Below are 18,333 nucleotides of genomic sequence, written 5' to 3' on the forward strand. Positions count from 1 at the left end.
GATGCAGCGCGCCAGACGGTCGGCCACCCGCAGTCGTTTCTCCACCTCTGCTAGAGCCAGAACGCCACTGTCCGACGACAGCATGCCGCCGTCGAAACGGGCGACGACGGACTTGCCGCCCACTGATGACAAGCCGCTCAGCGGCAGCGTAAGATCATTCATGGCGGGTGTGGTCTCCGGAAATGATTCGGATCGGCCTTAGCAACCAAATCCTAGGTCATTTCAACGGCTTGAACCACATCCGCCAACCCGCCGTGAATTTTTCAGGCTAGCAGCGCTTGGCTGCACCTTGCTGCAAATTTCCGCCATTATCTTCCATGCTACGCGCGGCGAATTCGCAGCCCTCCCGCTCAACTTCCTCTTGCTTGCCCTTGTTGCCTTCATCCTCTGGGGTCGCAGCAAAAGAGCGCCAATCTTGCCGCGCATGTGACGGACGAACGAGGTCTGCCACATCGGGGTTAGACTCAGATCACAACCGGACTCTCGCTTCCGGCGGATGAAAAAATTTGCAGGAGGGGGCAAAATTCTACGCCAAGCCGAGGACACGCCTCCCGTAGTTCCTGAGTTCGCCCTTTGGGCCAACATACCGGTAGAGGGTGACGCGTTTGATCCCGAGTTCCTTGCACAGATCGGAAACCGATGTGTCACGCTGAGCCACAGAGGCCTGGGCGAGGCGTGCCTGCGCTTTGGCGAGAGCGAACTTCCGGTCTCCCTTGCACCCCCGAGCCCGGGCCGCCGCGAGTCCGGCCATGGTGCGCTCGCGGATCAGATCTCGCTCGAACGCCCGACGCGATCGAGCTTCCAGACCACAAGCACATCGACAGGTTCCACCAACATACGCCAAGGATATCTAGATCGCAGCTCGCTGGACTGCTTAAAAAACACCTGTGGCGGCCGTCGCTCGCTTGAGCAGCGCGGTGCTTTCGGTTCAGATCGTCGCCGGCCTTGCATTGGCTCGCGGAGGATTTGATGTACAAGCTTTATACGCGTGCCAACACCGGCGGCTTTGTCGTCGAGGCGGCGCTCGCTTTGGCGGGCGTTGCTTTCGACCAGATCGATGTTCCGAAGTCGGACCCGCCCGACCAGGCCTTTCTCGACATCAGCCCGTTGAACCAGGTCCCGGTCCTGATCTTGCCGGACGGAAGCTCGATGACCGAGTCGGCGGCGATCTGCATCCTGCTCGCCGAGCGCCACCCACAGGCGAACCTGGCGCCGGCGGTGAACTCACCCGGCCGCGCCGACTTCCTGCGCTGGATGATCTTCATGTCGTCAGTCATCTATTCGGCCGACCGGCGGTTCTACCACACCGATCGCTACACGGCTGACCCCAGCGGCATGGAAGCGGTGAAGAAGGCTGCGGTTGCCGAAATGGATCGCGGCTTTGCCATTATCGATGCCGCCCTCGAAGGCCTGGACTGGCTGGTCGGCGACCAGCTGTCGCTGGCCGACATCTATCTCGTCATGCTGGTGGCCTGGCATCCCCAAGTTGAGAGGGTTCCGAGCAACTGGCCGAACATCGAACGCCTGTGGGCCTGGTTGCGGGAGCATCAGGTGATGAGGAAACTGAACGCCTCCCACGCCATGTGGCCGGCCTGAACCGATGCCGACTACCAGCCCTACTAGGCAGCGCGCGCCGGTCTTCTGGTCAGGCTCGGCAGTACTCTGAAAGCGGCCGCAGCCTATGATCGGCCGACGGCCGACCTTTAATTTGTCGACCGTGAACTATCCGCAAGCCGTTGATGTGGCATGTTGATTGAGGCGGAGAGCGGCTTTGGAATTGCAAGATTAGCGGTTTATGGGCGCTGTTTTCCTGCAATTCGTTTTGCGATTCCCTTGTGCTGCGGAGCGTGATTCACTCGGTTCGGCGGCGGCGAATCGAGGGGACGGCGAATGTCCAGGCCACGCGAGAAGCGCGAGACGGGAAAGCAGGATCTGTTCCGCTCCAGGCTCGATCAGATCATCAACATGAAGCACGAGCTGGTGCGGCTGGCGCAGGCGATCGACTGGCCGGTGCTGGAGGAGCGTTTTGGCGCCGTCTATTCGGACGGACCGGGCATGCCGCCACTGCCGACCCGGCTGATGGCGGGGCTGGCCATCCTCAAGCACACTTTCAACCTGTCAGATGAGGTGCTGTGCGCCCGCTGGGTGGAGAACCCCTACTTCCAGTATCTGTGCGGCGAGGAGTTCTTCTGCCACGCGCTGCCCTTCGACCGTTCGTCGATGACGCGCTGGCGGGACCGGATGGGCGAGGAGCGGATCGTGGCGCTCTTGCAGGAAAGCCTCAGCATCGCGGTCAAGGCCGGGGCGATGAAGCCGTCCGACACGCGCCAGGTGATCGTCGACACCACCGTGCAGCCGAAGAACGTGATGTTCCCGACCGACGCCAAGCTCATCCACCGGGCGCGTGAGCGGCTGGTGCGGCTGGCCAGGAAGACGGGGCTCAATTTGCGCCAGACCTATGTGCGGGTCGGCAAGCTGGCGCTGATCAAGCACCAGCGCTATGCCCACGCCAAGCAGTTCAAGCGGGCCAACAAGGCGCTGCGCAGGCTCAAGACCTATCTCGGCCGGACCATTCGCGACATCGGTCGCCAGATCGCCGGCGATGCGGGGCTGGACGCGCTCTTCAAATGGCCGCTCTACCAGGCGACCACCGTTCTCGAGCAACGCCAGCGCCAGCGCGGCCGCAAGATCTACAGCCTGCACGCACACGAGGTAGAATGCATCGGCAAGGGCAAGGCGCATATGCCCTACGAGTTCGGGGTGAAGGTGTCGGTGGCCACCACGCTGAAGCGCTCCGAGGGCGGCCAGTTCGCCCTGCATGCAAAAGCACTGCCCGGCAATCCCTATGACGGCCACACGCTGCAAAGCGTCATCCCCGACATGGAAAAGACCATCGGCAACGAGATCGGCCGCATCCTCGCCGACGCCGGCTATCGCGGCCACAACGCACCGCAGAGCCACAAGTTCAGGGTCTTCACCACCGGCCAGAAACGCCGCGTCACCCCAGCCATCAAGCGCCAGATGCGGCGGCGGTCGGCGGTCGAGCCCGTCATCGGCCACATCAAGAGCGAACACAGAATGGGCCGCAACTACCTCGCCGGCCAGCAGGGCGACGCCGTCAACGCCATCCTGGCCGCCGCAGGCTACAACTTCTCCCTCCTGCTCAGGTGGCTGAAGGGTTTTTTGTCGCTCTTGATCGCTCTGCTTCAACTCCGGCCCAAGCCGGTCACCGCCTAGAACCCGGATTGTTCACGGGCGACTAATTTGACGGACGCTCAACTGCCAGCCGGTCAATGGCGCAATTAAGGGCAGCACAGCGTCGCGAAACGACCGAGTTCGGACTTTGCTGCCATTCACGTCAAGCCTGCCCCAGCATCTCCAGGACGGTCGCATGAAGCTCGAATGACGCGCACGCCACGATTGCTCCGCTGGAGGCAAGTGTCAGCGAGTCCCCCGCCCAGTCGGAGATTGCACCACCCGCCTCGGTGACAACCGGACAAAGAGCACAGATATCGTAAGCGTCGAGATCGGTCCCGTTCAGGCAGACGTCGATCAACCCTCTGGAAAGAGCACCATAGGCAGGCGCTCCCCCGTCAAACACCTTGAGCCTACCGGAGGCGCGCAACCGCTCGTAACCCTGGGCGGCATCGCCGGTGAAGCTCTCGGGGTTGGCAAGACTGATCCTGGCGGTCTGAATTTCCCGCTGCCTGCTACTGCGGACCGAACGCCCGTCAAACATCGTTCCCCTGCCTTCTGCCGCGATGTAACGAGCATCGATCAATGGCAAGTCGATAATCCCGACAATGGGATTGCCGTCCCGGCAAACACTGATCAGGGATGCAAAATTCAGCAGTCCGGTTCCGAACTGGCGCGTGCCGTCAATCGGGTCGAGAACCCACGTGAAAGCGCTGGTCCCGGTATCCGATCCATATTCTTCGCCAAGTATTCCGTGTGCGGGAAACTGCTGGCGTATTCGATCCCGCCATGTGGCTTCAATGGACAGGTCGGCCTCGGTCAACGAAGACCCGTCAGCCTTGTAGGTTACAGCTATATCTCCCAGCCAGGCTTCTTTGGCACAGGAAGATGAAGCCTCGGCAAGCTTGATCGCCACGTTAAGGATATTATCGAGTTCAGACATTTCCGGGCTCACGATAAAAGTCCCCAATGCCCGACGTTTGTAACCAGCGAATGACCGTAGCCGGTCAAATTGAGCCGTCGTTTTCGTCGACCAGAAAGCACTGAGACGGGTCGTGAGCCGTCACGAGTGTCGCTGTGCGCTCTGCGTAAGCCTAAGCTTCTGGAGACAAATCGTGACGAACTGGTTCCCCGGCACGGTACAGAAGCTTTGTCGGAGCCTCGCGGCTCGCAAGGTCTGCGTTCGTAGGCGCTCCCCACAGGAGGCAATCCAATCCCGCTCTCTGGTGATGGCTTCCTGGTCCGTCCCCGGATCTTCCACGATCAACCCACGGGGGGTCCGCTAGCAAGCTGCGGCCGCTCGGCTAAAGCCTTCGCGGTGATCGCGACCGGGGACGGACACTGACGGAGCCATCGAGCGGGAATTGGCCCGCTCCCAAGATGGAGCCTTCAGATGTCGCAAGATCTTTCCCTCGCCCAAAACCACGCCTTCCAGCTCGCCCGCACCCTCATGGTGCCGATCACGCTCTTTCGCTCCGGCGACGAATTCGGCGTCCTGCCGAGCGCCGAACTCGAAGACGACGAGGTCGAGACCCTCGCCGAATATGATCCATTCGAATACGGGCCGGCTCATTGAGCCGGCTTCCTCCTCCCGGAGGTGCCGCTTGCGAGCTTGCGGCGGCAAGGGAAGCTTCGCCGCGGCTGGCACGCGGTGGGCGGCGCGAGGTGCAAAAACACACATTGCCAGCCGCGCCCTTGCCGCCTTTTCTCTTCGCGGCATCCGGAAGGCGTCCCGCAAAGTGCGGGAATGAAAACCTGAAAGAAAGGCGGGCGCCTGCGGCGCACGAAAGAAGGACATGGAACAGGACGAACTCGATGAACTTCGAAACAGGGTGGCCTGCGCGGCCGCGCTGGATCAGGCCGGTTACGCGATCGACCTGAAGGAGAGTACCCGACGTGCGATCAAATACCGGCAGGGCGACGAGATCGTCATCGTGATCCACGAAGGGAAGGGCTGGTTCGATCCGCTCTCCGACGCGAAGGGGGATGTGTTCTCGCTGATGACCCATCTGCATGGGGTCGGTTTCGCGGTAGCGAAGTTGCACGTCGCCCGGCTGGTTGGCTACGAGCCGCGCGAGCCTGCGTGGAAGAGGCAGGCCCGGCATCGCAAGCCCGATCTCGGCGTTGCCGAACGCTGGAGCGCCCGCCGCAAGCCCTGGCCGGGATCGATGACATGGCGCTATCTGCGCGACGACCGCCATCTTCCGGAAGCCGTGATCAGCGCCGCCATCCGTCATGATCTGCTGCGCGAAGGCCCGCGCGGCAGCATATGGGCCGCCCACCGCGACGGCGAGGGCGCCGTTACCGGCTGGGAGGAGCGCGGGCCGGAGTGGCGCGGCTTCTCGACCGGAGGTGCGAAGGTTCTGTTCCGGTTCGGCCCGGTACACGCGCTGCGCCTTTGCGTGACCGAAGCGGCGATCGACGCCATGAGTCTCGCCGCGCTGGAGAGTACTCGCCGCGATAGCCTCTATCTCAGCACAGGCGGCGGATGGTCGCCGGCGACGGACACAGCGATTTGGACCCTTGCGGCGCGGCAAGGAGTGCTGCTGGTCGCCGCGACCGACAACAACGCGCAGGGCGACACCTACGCGGATCGCCTCGAAGTGGTCGCCGGCGAGGCTAGCTGCGGCTTCGAACGTCTCCGGCCGCAGGAGGAGGACTGGAACGCTGAGCTCAAGGCGCGGTCGGGGAAAGAGGGGAAGGGAGGAAAAGGAGTAGGGGGAAGGCCGGCTGCCGCATGCCCGCCAGCCGCGTCAAGGGTAAAGCTGCGCGGCCCTTGACCCGGCCGGACGGAGAGGCGGCCGCGGGGAGGGGTCAGGAAGGGCTGAAGTGGATGGCGACATCGAGAGGATGAGCCGCGCTCTGGCCCGACGGCGTGACAAGGAGCACACCCATGACCCTCTCTCCAATCCGAAAAGTCTTTGAAGGCATAGCCGATCGCCGGCAGATGTTCCGCATGTTCGACCGCCATGCCCAACGTCCCAACTGTTTCGAGGACGACGCCGGCGGTCTCTATCGGGATGAATGGTTCGAGCTTTCAGAGGCCGAGCACGATTACATGTTCGAGATCCTGCCGCCGCTCTGGATGCGTGGCGAGATGTTTGCCATGCGAGAGTTCCTCACCGGCAGCATCACCAGCGTATTCTTCACGCTGAGGATCGATGACCGCATGCGGTATTTTCACGGCTATTGCGACCTGTCCGACAAGGGCTCACCCGAGCGGATGCGCGATGTGATCGTGGAACGCCAAACCCGTCCCGTTCGCGCGATGACCCGCGAGGAGCGCCTGGAGCACATCTGGTCCAGCACCCACGACGACTATCGCGGCTACGCCGGTGAGCGCTGGCCGGAACGCGACCGCGGCAAGCGCACAGTGATGTTTTATGGCGGCCGCCAGGGCACCACGCTGAAGCTGCTGGACGCCCTCACGGATGTGGAGATCGCGGCGAAGCTGCCCGTGCATCTGCGCTATCTTCCCGACGCAATCGCGGCGTGAGGGAGGCGTGAGATGATGTTGACCTTCACCATCACCGCCGTCCGTGAGGTCATCGCTCGCGGGATTGCAGACGCGAAAGCCAATGGCGGGTTCCGTGATCCCCACTTCGGACTATCCGCCGACAGCCGGAAGCCCGGCCTCTGGCTCGTCGGAGACCACGGAGTCTACCTCTGCTCCAATGGCGAACTCGCCAATGGGGCGAAGCCGCTCGTCGCCTACGCCGAGGAATGCGATCCACGCAGTAGCGACGACTGGTTCGAGGTCAAACGCCAGACCTTCGGCGGCGATGACGGCGTGGATTTCCTCGACGCCGAAGGTCTTGAGGCCCTGATCGCAGCCAGTCCCGGCTGCACACATCTGGGCATCGCGTTCCTGCAGGACTCGATGCAGCTCTACGTGATCGAGCGAGACTAGCGGTCCGTCGACGGGCGCCGTCCGGCGGCCGTCCAACATCCCAATCCCCCACATTCCGCGCACGTCCGGCCGGCTGAAGCCTTCCAGCGGAACGGCGACGTGCGCCCGCAATCAGGAGAAACAGCCATGACGCATGACGATCCCTTCACCATCGACCTTTTCGGCAACATGCGCTGTCGTCCGGCCTCGGCCTCGGCGTGACGGCCTTTGGCGACACTGTCGAGCCCGACGGTGACGACGATCCCGATCCGTCGTCGCCGGCGCCCGCGATGCCGATCGCGGCAGTCGTACGGCGGCCATCCACGGCTTGCCGCGCCCGCGGGTCAAATTTCCATCTCGCCGATAGCCGTGGCCTGGCGCGGGGCTGGAAGGAGCGCGCGCGCGACAACATCGCCGCGATCCGGCTCGCCGCCGAGATCGAGGCGAACGAGCGCCCGGCTACGAGCGAAGAGCAGGAGCGGCTGATCCGGTTCACAGGCTTCGGCGCGTCCGACCTTGCCAATGGCGTCTTCCGCCGCCCCGGCGAGATCGACTTCCACAAAGGCTGGGACGAGATCGGCTCCGATCTGGAGGATGCCGTCGGGGGGGTCGACTATGCCTCGCTTGCCCGCTGCACCCAGTATGCCCATTTTACCCCGGAGCTCATCGTCCGGGCGATCTGGTCAGGCCTCCAGCGCCTCGGCTGGCGCGGCGGCCGCGTGCTGGAGCCGGGCGTCGGCACGGGTCTCTTTCCGGCGCTGATGCCGGGGTCTTTGCGTAACGTGTCCCATGTCACCGGGATCGAACTCGATCCGGTCACGGCACGCATCTGCCGACTGCTGCAGCCGCGGGCGCGCATCGTCACCGGCGATTTCGCCCGCACGGAGCTGCCGGCGAATTTCGACCTCGCCATCGGCAATCCGCCATTCTCCGACCGGACCGTTCGTTCGGACCGCGCGTATCGCTCGCTGTCCTTCAGGCTGCACGACTACTTCATCGCCCGGTCCGTCGACCTGTTGAAGCCAGGCGGGTTCGCCGCGTTTGTATCCAGTTCGGGTACCATGGACAAATCCGACAGCACCGCCCGTGAGCATATCGCGAAGTCGGCCGACCTGATCGCTGCGATCCGCTTGCCCGAGGGCAGTTTTCGGGCCGACGCCGGCACGGACGTCGTGGTCGACATCCTCTTCTTCCGCAAGCGCAAGGCCGGTGAGCCAGAGGGCGATCTGTCGTGGCTCGACACCGAGGAGGTCCGGCCCGCGACGGAGGACGAGGGCGCCATCCGCGTCAACCGATGGTTCGCGAAGCACCCGGATTTCGTGCTCGGCACGCATGCGATGACTTGCCGAGCCTTTGGCGAGACCTACACATGCCTTCCCCGCGAGAGCGATGACCTCGACGCGGCGTTGTCGGCCGCCGTCAGTCTCCTTCCGGAAGCCCGCTATGACGGCGAGCCCACCGAGATCGAGTTCGATCTGGAGGATGCGGCCGATCAGGACGCTGTCGATCTGCCGTCCTACGGCCAAGTGCGCGAAGGCAGCTTCTTCTTCGACAACAGCCGAGGCCTCATGCAGGTAATCGACGGAGAGTCCGTCGCGGTCAAGGTCCGCAAGGGCCGCGGCGTAAACGGCATCCCCGAAAAGCATGTCCGGATTATCCGCAAGCTGATCCCGATCCGCGACGCGGTGCGCGAGGTGCTGAAGGCCCAGGAACTCGACCGGCCCTGGAAGGACCTGCAGGTCAAACTGCGCATCGCCTGGTCGAGCTTCGTCCGCGACTTCGGCCCGATCAACCACACCACCGTCTCGATCACCGAGGATCCGGAGACCGGCGAGACACGCGAGAGCCATCGCCGCCCCAACCTCCAGCCTTTCCTCGACGATCCCGATTGCTGGCTGGTGGTCTCCATCGAGGATTACGATCTCGAAAACGACACGGCCCGGCCCGGTCCGATCTTCACCGAGCGGGTGATCTCGCCGCCCGCCCCGCCGGTGATCGCCAGCGCCGCCGACGCTCTCGCTGTGGTCCTCAACGAACGTGGCCGAGTCGATCTCGACCATATCGCCGAGCTGCTGCATCGTGATCCTGACGATGTCGCCGCGGAGCTTGGCAGCGCCATCTTCCGCGACCCGGCTAACGGCTCCTGGCAGATGGCCGACGCCTATCTGTCCGGCCATGTCCGCGACAAGCTGAAGGTCGCCGAAGCCGCCGCAGCGCTCGATCCCGACTTCGAGCGCAATGTCCGTGCTCTGGTCGAGGTTCAGCCGGCCGATCTTCGGCCTTCCGATATTACCGCCCGTCTTGGGGCACCATGGATTCCCGCTGCCGATGTTGCCGCCTTCGTCAAGGAGACGATGGGTGCCGAGATCAGGATCCATCATATGCCGGAACTGGCGTCGTGGACCGTAGAGGCGCGGCAATTGGGATGGATGGCGGCCGGCTCGTCCGAATGGGGCACCGATCGCCGTCATGCCGGCGAGCTCATAGCCGACGCGCTGAACAGCCGAGTGCCGCAGATCTTCGATACGGTGAAGGAGGGCCATGCTGAAAAGCGCGTGCTCAATGTTGTGGATACGGAAGCCGCCAAGGAAAAGCTGCAGAAGATCAAGACCGCTTTCCAGAACTGGATCTGGTCCGATCCCGACCGGACCGACCGGCTGGCGCGGGTCTATAATGACCGCTTCAACAACATCGCCCCCCGAAGATTCAACGGGGATCACCTGCAACTTCCAGGCGCCTCCGGCGCCTTTTCTCTTTATGGGCACCAAAAGCGCGGCATCTGGCGCATCGTCTCGGCCGGCTCGACCTATCTCGCCCATGCCGTCGGCGCCGGCAAGACGATGACCATGGCAGCAAGCATCATGGAGCAGCGGCGTCTCGGCCTGATCGCCAAGGCGATGCAGGTCGTGCCCGGACATTGCCTCGCGCAGGCGGCGCGCGAGTTCCTGGCGCTCTACCCGAACGCCCGCATCCTTGTCGCCGACGAATCGAATTTTACCAAGGACAAGCGTGCGCGATTCCTGTCGCGTGCGGCGACGGCGGCCTGGGACGCGATCATCATCACGCACAGCGCCTTCCGGTTCATCGGCGTGCCGTCCGCCTTCGAACAGCAGATGATCCATGATGAGCTGGAGCTCTACGAAGACCTGCTGACGAAGGTCGAGAACGATGACCGCGTCTCGCGCAAGCGGCTCGAACGGTTGAAGGAGGGCTTGCAGGAGCGGCTAGAGGCGCTTTCCACCCGCAAAGACGATCTCCTCTCCGTTGCCGAGATCGGCGTCGACCAGATCATCGTCGACGAGGCGCAGGAGTTCAGAAAACTATCCTTCGCCACGAACATGAGCACGCTGAAGGGTGTCGATCCGAACGGTTCGCAGCGGGCCTGGGACCTTTATGTCAAATCCCGGTTCGTGGAGACGAAGAATCCGGGCCGGGCGCTCGTGCTGGCCTCCGGCACGCCGATCACCAATACGCTTGGCGAGATGTTCTCGGTGCAGCGCTATCTCGGTTACGAGGCGCTGCTTCAGCGCGGCCTGCACGAGTTCGACGCCTGGGCTTCGACCTTCGGCGACGTCACGACTGAACTTGAATTGCAGCCATCCGGCAAATACAAGCCGGTGACGCGCTTCGCCACCTTCGTCAACGTGCCGGAGCTGATCGCAATGTTCCGCTCCTTCGCGGATGTGGTGATGCCGGAAGACCTTCGGCAATACGTCAAGGTTCCCACGCTCTCGACCGGCGCACGCCAGATCATCACCGCCAAGCCGTCTGCCGCCTTCAAGCGCTACCAGATGGTACTCGACGCCCGCATCAAGGCCATCGAGGAACGCGAACGGCCGCCGGAACCAGGTGACGACATCCTGCTCTCGGTTATCACAGACGGCCGCCACGCCGCTATCGACCTGCGCCTGGTCGATCCGGACAATGACAATGAACCGGACAACAAGCTCAACGACCTCATCGCGAACGCCTTCCGCATCTGGCAAGAAACAGCGGAAAACACCTATGTCCGCGCCGACGGCAAGCCGTTCGAGCTTGCGGGCGCAGCGCAGATGATCTTCTCCGATCTCGGCACGATCAGCGTCGAGAAAAGCCGCGGCTTCTCAGCCTATCGTTGGATCAGGGACGAACTGGTCCGCAGGGGCGTTCCGGCATCGGAAATTGCCTTCATGCAGGATTTCAAGAAGGCGCAAGCCAAGCAGCGCCTGTTCGGTGATGTGCGGGCCGGCAAGGTCCGATTCCTGGTCGGCTCCACCGACACGATGGGCACCGGCGTCAACGCGCAGCTTCGCCTCAAGGCGCTGCATCATCTCGACGTGCCGTGGCTTCCCTCCCAGATCGAGCAGCGCGAAGGTCGTATCCTGCGGCAGGGCAACCAGCACGATGTCATCGATATCTTCGCCTACGCCACGGAGGGATCGATGGACGCGCAGATGTGGCAGAACAACGAGCGCAAGGCCCGGTTCATCGCGGTCGCCCTTTCCGGAGACACCTCCATCCGGCGGTTGGAGGATATGGGTGAGGGGCAGGCCAACCAGTTCGCGATGGCCAAGGCGATCGCCTCGGGCGATCCGCGTCTGATGCAGAAGGCAGGTCTGGAGGCAGACATTGCCCGTCTGGAGCGCCTTCGCGCGGCCCACATTGACGATGAGCACGCCGTTCGACGGCAGATCCGCGATGCCGAGCGCGATATCGAATACTCGACCCGGCGCATCGGCGAGGTCGGGAAGGATATCGAGCGCTTCGTGCCGACGACCGGCGATGGGTTCAGCATGGTGGTCGGGGGCGACGCGTTCACGGAGCGCACACTCGCCGGTCGTGCGCTGATGAAGGAAATCCTGACTCTCGTGCAGCACAGCCAAGAAGGCGTAACCACTATCGCCTCCATCGGCGGGTTCGATTTCGAATATTCCGGCGAGCGTTTCGGCAAGGACAGCTACCGCTATGCCACCATGCTGATGCGCACCGGCGCCGATTATGAAATCGAGCTCCCTGTCACGACCGCGCCGCTTGGCGCCATCGCCCGGCTCGAGCATGCCTTGGCCGGCTTCGAGGGCGAGCAGGAACGATACCGCCAGCGTCTTGAGGATGCCGAGCGAAGGCTCACCTCCTATCGCTCGCGTGAGGGCGGCGAGTTCGGATTCTCCGGTGAACTGGCTGAGAAGCGCCGGCAGCTCGCGGAGGTGGAGAAGTCGCTCACGCTGGATGTCGAGGGACAGGCCCAGCGCAAAGCAGTATACCCGGTGTCGCTTCGCCCCACCTGAAGACTTACGGCTGCAGAGAGCTTTCGTCGTCCGTGAAGAATTCGGACCTTTTTAAGCCAACCTCGGCCGATCTCGGCTAACGCGCGCTTGACAAAAGTTATGGATCTTGCACCGTGACAAATTGTTGAGCCACTTACGCAGTCCCCTCAATTCTGGCCGATCGTCGCAGGTCTTCGTCTAGCCGCGCTGCATTGCTGAAAATTTCGACGAGTTGTTTGGCCGCAGCTAAGCCCCCGATCATGCATTCGCCCTGCAACACAGCCTCAAGGTAAACGAGCGATCGCCCCATCCGGATGTCTTCGACAATCCTGTAAACATGCGTCCAACTGGCCTTTGGTTTATCGTGCTCAGGCTGCAGCTGGCGATGAGCGACAACATATATGTTAGACCACTCTGATCGGCCAAACCGCTTTTTCCAGTAACAGGAGCCCACATAGTGAATCTCGTCACAGGATTGGGTCACCAGTGGAAGATCGGACTTACTATCCCCTTGCATCACTCTACTCCAAGCATGTGAGCAGACTGACGCGTGGCGGGATCCGTTTGGTTGCCGGTTCGGCCACATCCTTCCTGGCGGAAGCGCCACCTTGCTCGGTCAGCAGGTTGGCGTTGGACGTCAGTCCAACTCTTGATGTCGGCGATTGTTTAGCGTGGCCTTTAGTTGTTTGCAAGCTATAGGTAATTCGCAGAGAACCTTCACCCTCTCGCTCATTTTGCGGCTTTGTCGCAAACTCGTTTTACTTATCAAATCGGTCGGCCCTTGCACCAGTTCAGGCGTCACTGAATCGACGGCTTAGCGCGCCTAGGCCGGTGTGGACGGATTTAACAGGATGCGAAATTTCGCTCGTCTTCTAGCATGACCTGAGCCACCTTTTCGGAGCTCCTGACGCTTCCGCCGACAACTCGGCTGTCTACAGGATGCCTTGTTCAAGTCGAGGGACCCTGATGCCAACCAAGAGATTGTCGATGTGCCGGATCTCGCCGATGCCGAACGTCGTCTTGCGTCCTACCGCTCCCGAGAGGGCGGTGAATTCGCCTTTGTCGGCGAGCAGAGACGACAGTTCGCGGAGAAGTCGCTCGGGCTGCATGTCGAGGACAGGTCCAGCGCGACGCAGCATAGCCGGTTTTAACGGCCGCGGCCTGATGAACTTAAGGCGTCTCTCGTCAAGTACTTCAAAGCATTGACGGGATGACCGGCTTTGGTACATTGCGCGGGTCTGAGCTAATGACGGCGCCAGGCATTCACTTAGCCGTCCTGATAACCGGCGACCGGGATTGCCGGCCACGCTGAAGATAAGAAGAAACAGCACCAGCACATGCTGGCCGCGCTGCACAGTGATTTCCATCAAGAACAACAATTGGCTGTTGCCCGAATGGCGGCCGCCTCAACGCCTATGGAGATTCCATGCGGTACGCATTGGTGAACGAAGAACGGCACGAAGCCGAACCAGGCCTTTCCGGTACCTGCCCTGGCTGCGGGCAGCCGATGATCGCAAAATGCGGAGATCAGCGAATCCATCATTGGGCCCATCGTGGGGAACGCACCTGCGATCCTTGGTGGGAGCCGGAAACGCTATGGCACCGAAACTGGAAGGGCCAATTCCCGGAACCCTGGCAGGAGATTATCCTGCGCGACAAGTCAGGTGAGCGGCATATCGCCGACGTGCGGACCGAGCTCGGCCTGGCCCTCGAGTTCCAGCACTCGCACATACGTCCGCTGGAGCGGCAGGCGCGCGAGGCGTTCCATCGGAATATGGCCTGGATCGTCGATGGAACGCGCAGGAAGCGAGACTTGCCACGGTTCGAGGACGGTCGACGCTCAATTCGGCCCTCACCCTGGCAAGGGATTTATACAACGCCGGTTCCCCACGAGTGCTTTCCGCGAGACTGGCTCGATAGCGCTGTCCCGGTGTTCTTCGATTTTGCCGGCACGGACCCGGTCGGGCCCCGCACTGGCGTCGAGCGGCGCCTGTTGTGGGGATTAATGCCGGGACGGGCCGACGGGCATGCCGTCATTGTCGCTCTGGACCGGCAGCGTCTCGTCCTTGCGGCACGCACCAGACCGCAGATCGTTGCAGCCCACAAGATCGTCGGCACGCTCGATGCCCGTTTTCGAGCAGCGCGTGTGCAGGCGATGATCGAGGCGCGTCGGTATTCCTCGGTGTGGGCTTGGCGCCGGGGGCGGCCGCGTCGCCGCACCGCTCGGTTTTAGCTCCCATCCTCTGGGGAAGGAAAGAAGCAAAGAGGAAAGGGGTAACAATGGCCCGCTCGCAGATCGGGCGGGCCGCTGACGCTGGCGCTCAACCGCGCCGCTCGCGATCCCGGCCGATCGCTCTGCGCAGGGCTGTAAGCCCCGCTTGATCGGCCCGGCAGGGATGCTCGGCCGCAGTTGCACCGGCCCGCCCGCTCCGCGGGCCGGGGGATGTCTTCGGCAAGAAGACGAGGAAGGACGCAGCGAACGGCGGTGTCCGCAAACCCCTTGAAGGAGCATCCCATGGAACTGAAATTTGTCGATCCGCGCGCGCTGAAGGATAACCCTGACAAGGCGCGTCGCTCGAAGTCCAGCCCGCAGGGCGACGCGTTGCTGCTTGCCACGATTCGCGCCGTCGGCATCGTGCAGCCGCCTGTCGTGGCGCCGGAAGCGGATGGCGGCAACGGCTATGTCATCGATGCCGGACATCGTCGTGTGAGACAGGGCGATTGCCGCGGGTTTGGAAGAGATCGCCGTGCTGGTGGTCGATCGCGCCGAGGATGCTGGTGCAATGCGGTCGCTGGCCGAGACGCTGGCGCATGAGCAGCTCAATCCCGTCGACCAATGGCGCGCGATTGAGCGGCTGGTCGCGCTCGGCTGGACCGAGGAGGCGATCGCCGTCGCTTTAGCGCTTCCCGTCCGCCAGATCAGGAAGCTGCGCCTGCTCGCCAACGTTCTGCCGGCCATGTTGGACCAGATGGCCAAGGGCGACACGCCCAACGAGCAGCAGTTGCGCACCATCGCGTCGGCCTCGCTTGATGAGCAGAAGGAGGTCTGGAAGAAGCACAAGCCGTCCAAGGCCGATCCCCAGGTGTCGTGGTGGAGCGTGGCGCAGGGCCTGACGAAGCGCCGCATGTATGCGCGCGACGCCAGCTTCGGCGACGACCTGGCGCAGGCCTATGGCATTGCCTGGGTCGAGGACCTGTTCGCTCCGGCCGACGAGGACAGCCGCTATACGACGGATGTCGAGGCCTTCCTTGGCGCGCAGCAGGAGTGGATGGCAAACACTCTGCCCAAGCGCGGCGTGATCGTGGAAGCCGGTCAGTGGGGCGAGCCGAAGCTGCCGCCCAAGGCCGAGCGTGTCTACGGCAAGCCTTCGAAGTCCGATCACACCGCCATGTATCTCGACCGCGACGGCAAGGTGCAGTCGGTCGCGTACCGCATGCCGGCGGCCAAAAAGCCCAAGAAGGGCGAACAGCCTGTTGCCGAGGGTGACGATGCTCCGATCGTCGTGAACACCCGTCCCGATGTCACCCGCAAGGGCATCGAGATGATCGGCGACCTGCGTACCGACGCGCTGCACGAGGCGCTGTCGCGCGCACCGATCGAGGACGACACGCTGATGGCGCTGCTCGTTCTCGCCTTCGCCGGCCAGAATGTGACGGTGGCATCCGGTGCCCGCGACATCTCCCATTACGGGGCCGCAGGCCTCGGCGAACATGCCGCGCGCCTGTTCGACCAGGAGGGCAGGCTCGCATTCGACATGGACACGCTGCGTATTGCCGTGCGGTCCTTGCTGATCGACGTTCTGTCCTGCAGGGAGAATCGCTCGGACAGCGGCGTTGTCGCCCGTGTCGCCGGCGACGTCATCGCCGCCGACAACTTCCTGGCCAACATGGGGACGCAGGACTTCCTGTCATGCCTGTCGCGGCAGGCATTGGAAGCCGCCTGCGCGGATACATCCGTCCTGCCCCGTCAGAAGGTCAAGGATACCCGCGCGGCCCTGGTCGAGCATTTCAAGGAAGGCCGCTTCGTCCACCCGTCGGCGCTGTTTGCGCCCACCCCGGAAAAGCTGACCTCCTGGCTGAAGATGAACGAGGCCAGGCAACAGCCTGAGGACGACGGCACGCCGGAGCACCAGGACGAGCTCGACGGCGATGCGCCCGTCGAGCCGCCGCACGACTATGCCGGCGACGATGAAGCTGAAGGCTTCCGCGAGGCCGCCGAGTAGCAGCGCGCCTTCTTCCTTCCGATCGCATTACCGCCGCCGGTGACCTCACCGGCGGCGGTTTCGTTTTCACCATGAGCACCGGAGACCCATCATGTCGGCTCAATTGATCTATGACCTCGTTCCACTCGGTTCGCTGGTAACTTATCGCGATGGAACACCACGCCCGCCCGAGCGGCATCGCGACAAGCTCGCCGCCTGGGAGAACCGCAACAGTGGCGGCCGGCTGATCCGCAAGCAGGCCGAAACCCGCGTCGGCAACACCGCGCTGCCGGCATCCATTACCCTGCACAAGGGTGACTATGGCAGTCAGGGCACCATCGTCCTGCGCGTTCACCAAACCTTTTCGGTGAACGGCGATCTCAACTTCGCGGTCAAGGAGCGGCCCGCTATCGGCTCGGTCCTGGTGCTCGACCGCGACGGCGAAGACGCCGAACTGGTCTATCTCGCCAGCCATCGTGCGGATGCCGAGGAATGGCTGACGCAGCACGGCTATCCGCGAGCCGTGCTGCAAGAGGTGACGGCCGATGCCATGGCCGCGGATACCGTCGAGGGGAGGGCGGCGGCATGAGCGTGGCCACTCCCCGGATACGAGACGACGAGGCCCCTGGCTATCCGGGGGTTTGTTTTGGCCGCAGCGCCGACGGTTATCCCGTTGCGCTTGTCGGTGAAACGGCGCTCGCCATGGTTCCGGCCCGGAACGGCCGGCACTATCTTGTCACGGGCTGGCGTATCCGCCGGCCCATGGCCGAATGGACGCGCAGCGATTTCTACGGCCATGCCGGCGAGCTTGCCGACGAGGGGGCGTTTCGCGCGCATGTCGAGGAGAACGCTCTCCACCAGCAGCAGCGCGTAGCGCTCGGCCGTCGCGAAATCCATTCCCGCGCCCACACGCCATGGGGAACGTCGCAGGGAGCGACCGTCTATGCCGAGGGCGTCGTGGCTCACTCAACGGCAGGCCATGGCGGGTTCCATCTGTCGGCGGAGCGAAATCGCAAAGTCCATGACATGCTCCGTGCCGATGGCGGCTGGTATGAAGAGGACTGCCATTGGGCGGCCGTCGCCCAAGCCTTCCCGCAGCTCTTCACGGACTTCGAGAAGTCGTGTGCGGAAAAGACGATCCGCGACTGGTATCCGGACGCCTGGGAGGCGATCCACGGGAGGGTGCTCGAACCCGGCCAATCCGCGAAAAAGGACGAGCGGGCATTCTTCGAGAAGCATACCGATGACTGGGTCGTGGTGTCGGCGATCCGTTGCGAACACCAGGCCGGTTTCACCGAGGTTATCGCGACCCCTGGCGGCAAGCGTGGATCGGGCACGGAGGAACGTCGCTTTCTCGTTCCGACCGACGAGTACCATGTCGGCCGCTTTGGATTCGTCATCGATGTTGCGCGCCATCGTGTCTATGGCGGGCCATCGAGCTTCATGGATTGGCGGGAAAGGGGCACATAATGTCTGTCCCCGATCGCCGCGCGCAGCTCTTTCGCATGGAGGAGGCACGGCGCCAGACACAGCGCCAGCTCGATATGATCGACCGGCAGATCATAAGGCGGATGACGGCGATCATTCCGCAGCTCAAGCCCCAGCGTGCCGGCCACCGGCGCCTAAAACCTGCCGATGCCAGGACCTTTCTGGAACGGTATCGATCGAACCTTGCCGCGATCACACAGGAAAGGCAGCACGAGATCGATGCGCTATCGCGCAAACTGGCAAGGCAGGACGTTGCGATCGCAGCACTGCGTGACAGAATCCCGCCGGACCTGCTGCGCGCCTGATACTGGTGTCT

Annotated in this window: 13 protein-coding genes, 4 pseudogenes and 1 riboswitch; of the genes and pseudogenes, 13 read left to right on the forward strand and 4 right to left on the reverse strand. The window is 63.2% G+C overall.

Annotation, left to right across the window (positions count from 1 at the left end):
* The coding region (locus IQ26_RS24810) for a transposase (protein WP_208760210.1) at positions 1-162 on the reverse strand (162 nt) is incomplete at its 3' end.
* Between the two features lie 106 nt (positions 163-268).
* On the opposite strand from IQ26_RS24810, the pseudogene IQ26_RS24815 reads away from it, so the two are divergent.
* Positions 269-430, forward strand: a pseudogene (locus IQ26_RS24815) (DoxX family protein); the annotation flags it as partial.
* Between the two features lie 96 nt (positions 431-526).
* On the opposite strand, the pseudogene IQ26_RS24820 reads toward IQ26_RS24815, so the two are convergent.
* Positions 527-781: pseudogene (locus IQ26_RS24820) on the reverse strand (recombinase family protein); the annotation flags it as partial.
* A 188-nt stretch (positions 782-969) separates the two neighbouring features.
* Between IQ26_RS24820 and IQ26_RS24825 the strand changes: the two are divergent.
* Entirely contained in the window at positions 970-1,596 is a 627-nt protein-coding gene (locus IQ26_RS24825) for a glutathione S-transferase family protein (protein WP_145720935.1), read from the forward strand.
* 294 nt (positions 1,597-1,890) lie between these two features.
* Entirely contained in the window at positions 1,891-3,237 is a 1,347-nt protein-coding gene (locus IQ26_RS24830) for an IS5 family transposase (RefSeq protein ID WP_145720936.1), read from the forward strand.
* A gap of 121 nt (positions 3,238-3,358) precedes the next feature.
* On the opposite strand, the gene IQ26_RS24835 is transcribed toward IQ26_RS24830, so the two are convergent.
* Positions 3,359-4,138 carry an inositol monophosphatase family protein gene (locus tag IQ26_RS24835; RefSeq protein ID WP_145720937.1) on the reverse strand — a complete coding sequence of 260 codons (780 nt, stop codon included), beginning with the start codon at positions 4,136-4,138 and terminating at the stop codon, positions 3,359-3,361.
* A gap of 450 nt (positions 4,139-4,588) precedes the next feature.
* On the opposite strand from IQ26_RS24835, the gene IQ26_RS24840 reads away from it, so the two are divergent.
* The 5 genes and pseudogenes from IQ26_RS24840 (at position 4,589) to IQ26_RS24865 (ending at position 12,348) form a co-directional block, all read left to right on the forward strand.
* Complete coding sequence (locus tag IQ26_RS24840) at positions 4,589-4,771, forward strand: hypothetical protein (RefSeq protein ID WP_145720938.1); 183 nt, start codon at positions 4,589-4,591, stop codon at positions 4,769-4,771.
* Between the two features lie 220 nt (positions 4,772-4,991).
* Positions 4,992-5,975, forward strand: a complete 984-nt coding sequence (locus IQ26_RS24850; RefSeq protein WP_145720940.1) for a DUF3991 and TOPRIM domain-containing protein — start codon at positions 4,992-4,994, stop codon at positions 5,973-5,975.
* Between the two features lie 113 nt (positions 5,976-6,088).
* On the forward strand, positions 6,089-6,691 hold the full coding sequence (locus IQ26_RS24855) for a DUF1419 domain-containing protein (protein WP_145720941.1): 603 nt from the start codon (positions 6,089-6,091) through the stop codon (positions 6,689-6,691).
* A gap of 15 nt (positions 6,692-6,706) precedes the next feature.
* On the forward strand, positions 6,707-7,105 hold the full coding sequence (locus IQ26_RS24860; protein ID WP_145721006.1) for a DUF3085 domain-containing protein: 399 nt from the start codon (positions 6,707-6,709) through the stop codon (positions 7,103-7,105).
* Between the two features lie 126 nt (positions 7,106-7,231).
* Positions 7,232-12,348 (forward strand): annotated as a pseudogene (locus IQ26_RS24865) (Eco57I restriction-modification methylase domain-containing protein).
* A 533-nt stretch (positions 12,349-12,881) separates the two neighbouring features.
* Positions 12,882-12,988: riboswitch (SAM-I-IV-variant riboswitch) on the reverse strand.
* Between the two features lie 271 nt (positions 12,989-13,259).
* Here IQ26_RS24865 and IQ26_RS39220 read toward each other — a convergent pair.
* Positions 13,260-13,694: a hypothetical protein gene (locus IQ26_RS39220; RefSeq protein WP_156090952.1), complete on the reverse strand. Its 435-nt coding sequence runs from the start codon at positions 13,692-13,694 to the stop codon at positions 13,260-13,262.
* 59 nt (positions 13,695-13,753) lie between these two features.
* Between IQ26_RS39220 and IQ26_RS24875 the strand changes: the two genes are divergently transcribed.
* From IQ26_RS24875 to IQ26_RS24900, 5 genes and pseudogenes are all read left to right on the forward strand, one after another.
* Entirely contained in the window at positions 13,754-14,560 is an 807-nt protein-coding gene (locus IQ26_RS24875) for a competence protein CoiA (protein WP_145720943.1), read from the forward strand.
* Between the two features lie 282 nt (positions 14,561-14,842).
* Positions 14,843-16,550: pseudogene (locus IQ26_RS24885) on the forward strand (ParB N-terminal domain-containing protein).
* Positions 16,551-16,641: 91 nt separating this feature from the next.
* Positions 16,642-17,118 carry a hypothetical protein gene (locus IQ26_RS24890; protein ID WP_145720944.1) on the forward strand — a complete coding sequence of 159 codons (477 nt, stop codon included), beginning with the start codon at positions 16,642-16,644 and terminating at the stop codon, positions 17,116-17,118.
* The gene (locus tag IQ26_RS24895; RefSeq protein WP_145720945.1) at positions 17,115-17,999 is read left to right on the forward strand and encodes a DUF7007 domain-containing protein; all 885 of its coding nucleotides are present in this window, start codon (positions 17,115-17,117) and stop codon (positions 17,997-17,999) included. The genes IQ26_RS24890 and IQ26_RS24895 overlap by 4 nt, the downstream gene beginning before the upstream one ends.
* Positions 17,999-18,322 carry a hypothetical protein gene (locus IQ26_RS24900; protein ID WP_145720946.1) on the forward strand — a complete coding sequence of 108 codons (324 nt, stop codon included), beginning with the start codon at positions 17,999-18,001 and terminating at the stop codon, positions 18,320-18,322. The genes IQ26_RS24895 and IQ26_RS24900 overlap by 1 nt, the downstream gene beginning before the upstream one ends.
* Positions 18,323-18,333: the final 11 nt, after the last annotated feature.

Origin of the sequence: Mesorhizobium tianshanense, from assembly GCF_007830515.1 — a bacterium.
Lineage (GTDB): Bacteria > Pseudomonadota > Alphaproteobacteria > Rhizobiales > Rhizobiaceae > Mesorhizobium > Mesorhizobium tianshanense.

Bases quoted from the DNA above. Each gene is read 5' to 3' on its own strand.
- IQ26_RS24825 (WP_145720935.1), top strand. From the start codon at position 970: ATGTACAAGCTTTATACGCGTGCCAACACCGGCGGCTTTGTCGTCGAG.
- IQ26_RS24830 (WP_145720936.1), top strand. From the start codon at position 1,891: ATGTCCAGGCCACGCGAGAAGCGCGAGACGGGAAAGCAGGATCTGTTC.
- IQ26_RS24835 (WP_145720937.1), bottom strand. From the start codon at position 4,138: ATGTCTGAACTCGATAATATCCTTAACGTGGCGATCAAGCTTGCCGAG.
- IQ26_RS24840 (WP_145720938.1), top strand. From the start codon at position 4,589: ATGTCGCAAGATCTTTCCCTCGCCCAAAACCACGCCTTCCAGCTCGCC.
- IQ26_RS24850 (WP_145720940.1), top strand. From the start codon at position 4,992: ATGGAACAGGACGAACTCGATGAACTTCGAAACAGGGTGGCCTGCGCG.
- IQ26_RS24855 (WP_145720941.1), top strand. From the start codon at position 6,089: ATGACCCTCTCTCCAATCCGAAAAGTCTTTGAAGGCATAGCCGATCGC.
- IQ26_RS24860 (WP_145721006.1), top strand. From the start codon at position 6,707: ATGTTGACCTTCACCATCACCGCCGTCCGTGAGGTCATCGCTCGCGGG.
- IQ26_RS39220 (WP_156090952.1), bottom strand. From the start codon at position 13,694: ATGGAAATCACTGTGCAGCGCGGCCAGCATGTGCTGGTGCTGTTTCTT.
- IQ26_RS24875 (WP_145720943.1), top strand. From the start codon at position 13,754: ATGCGGTACGCATTGGTGAACGAAGAACGGCACGAAGCCGAACCAGGC.
- IQ26_RS24890 (WP_145720944.1), top strand. From the start codon at position 16,642: ATGTCGGCTCAATTGATCTATGACCTCGTTCCACTCGGTTCGCTGGTA.
- IQ26_RS24895 (WP_145720945.1), top strand. From the start codon at position 17,115: ATGAGCGTGGCCACTCCCCGGATACGAGACGACGAGGCCCCTGGCTAT.
- IQ26_RS24900 (WP_145720946.1), top strand. From the start codon at position 17,999: ATGTCTGTCCCCGATCGCCGCGCGCAGCTCTTTCGCATGGAGGAGGCA.